This is a genomic window from Candidatus Culexarchaeum yellowstonense (genome assembly GCF_024707025.1).
Lineage (GTDB): Archaea > Thermoproteota > Methanomethylicia > Culexarchaeales > Culexarchaeaceae > Culexarchaeum.
Genome location: NZ_JANGFQ010000254.1, coordinates 1 through 2,112, shown reverse-complemented (window position 1 = coordinate 2,112; position 2,112 = coordinate 1). Strand labels below are relative to the sequence as shown.

The 2,112-nt window shown below is 35.7% G+C and carries 1 protein-coding gene and 1 pseudogene; one reads left to right on the top strand and one right to left on the bottom strand.

Features of this window, described 5'->3' with window-relative positions:
* Window positions 1-210, top strand: a pseudogene (locus tag MRT15_RS12315) (clan AA aspartic protease); the annotation flags it as partial.
* A gap of 253 nt (window positions 211-463) precedes the next feature.
* Here MRT15_RS12315 and MRT15_RS12310 read toward each other — a convergent pair.
* Window positions 464-2,112, bottom strand: a 1,649-nt coding sequence (locus MRT15_RS12310) for a hypothetical protein (RefSeq protein WP_304330587.1), incomplete at its 5' end; no start/stop codon positions are given.

Sequence of the window (2,112 nt, the reverse complement as noted above, 5' to 3'; positions counted from 1 at the left end):
GATCTTAATCTTAATCCTATTGGTGAAAAGGTAAAAGTTTCTACAGCTAAAGGTTATGATGAGCTCGATCTAACACATGCTGTTTTAGAAATTGGTGAAAAACGGAGAATCATGCCAATTTTAATAAACAAACAAATTGACAGAGTATTAATAGGAGTCACAACACTCGAAGCAATGCAACTACGCATTAACCCACCACCAAAAAATTAGAAAAATACACAGTCCTACTTTACTAATGAACACCATCCAACTACGAATAACCAACCTTATTTTTAACCAATTCTAACGTATGCTACTAGCAAGATTTAAAATAGGTAATAAAACAGAGAAGAGAGTTTTATCCTTCAACATCTCCGAGGTGGACTTCATCATTAAGCTCTCGTTTTTATCCTTCTATAAGCATAGGACATAAGATGAAAGAAAGTATGCAAACATAGCTTTAATCAAGACATGGTTCACATTTTTAATTTATATTCCCCTCGGTAATTAGTAATGCTAAATCAACAGCTGCAGTTATAACTTCCAATCCTTCATCTCTTATTTTTTCCGATGGGTATAATTTAGCTTTCTTTGCCCACTTTATAACTCTCTTTTTCAACTCCTCCTTATAGATGTGAATTGAACTATTTGATTTTCTTGCCACAAGTATGAGGACATGCGAAATCCCCGATTTCCCACCCCTAGTTATACTTCTTGTTGGATGCTCAGATACTAATGGAATTATATTGGTTAATTTAAATTCAGCATCCCTTAGAGCTTTCACAACAGCCTTCCAAGCCTCCATTTTTTTATGACTAAACCATAATAATAAAAGTCCATCATCATCTAAGACCTTCCCCATCTCTATTAAAGCTTTTCTGAGCTTAGCCTCAAACATTTTATCATTAGACTTTCTACTAACTATCTCATCTTCTTTCGGAACACGCCAGCTTAAAGGACTCCAAGAAGATAGATAATTCTCTTTGAATAATATTCCCAACGCATCACTAAGAGTTGTTTTGAGAAGAGGCCAGAAAAATTCCGAAAAATCACTATAAACATGCTGATCATAATAAGGAGGATCCACATTAATAACACTTACTTTTTCCTGAAAGTGCTTCGAAAGCTCCATCACATCACACAAACACACCCTCACCTTATTACCCTTCCCCTCCAATTTCTCACATAATTCTCTTAATATTGGGCACATCCCCCCAGCTGTCCTGTCTTCAGCATCCGGCTCGAATATCCATTCAAGCGTTCTAAACGGCACTATCGCCTCAGCATATATCCCCTCCAATCTAAACTTTCTGAACTTATAATAAGATCCAATACTATCTCTAACAGTTGCTTGATTAGCATTCCACGTGGTTATTATAGAATTGAAGTCAACAAGCCTATCCATACCTAACGCAAGATACAATCCTACAGCAGCCCCAAACTCACCCTTACCATTTACTAGCTCTACTATTCGCTTACGAACATAATCAATAAGTAATCCTAATGCTAACGCTTGCCTCGGATTAAATAGATTACTGTACTTCCTTAAGGGTAATAAATCATAGAAAATATTATTATCACCAGGCAATTGAGACTCTGGTAGAAGCGGTTTGATTTTACGATATTCCTCAAATGCCCTTCGCAATAATTCTTGATCAAATTCATTAGCTAATCTAAATCCCTTCCTAGTCTGAACCACTAAACATCTATGTAATATATCTAAGAGTTCATCATTATTATTCTCTAAAGCATCACTATGCTGCCGCATCCAAATAGACAACAATCTTCTGTTTGTAACTAGTTTTGCTCGTCCACTAACTATTCTTACCCTTTCCCCCTCTATCGAAACAAAACTTTGAGGTGTTAATGGAATAGTTGTGGCTACAGGACGCACTAAACCATTTAAATTAACCTGCCTCAATATAATATATCCTTCCGCATCTCTTCCATAAAAAGGAGCTAATTTTTCTAGTGCATAATTTATGAGCTTTTTAGTTTCATCCTTAACACTCAAATATAAATCCATACCATACTTTGCAGGGAATTCAACCGTAGCTTTTAGTAATAAGAAGGCTACTGGATTATATTCACACGCTATAGTATTAACTCCTAAAATTGCTGACTCTAAAGGTA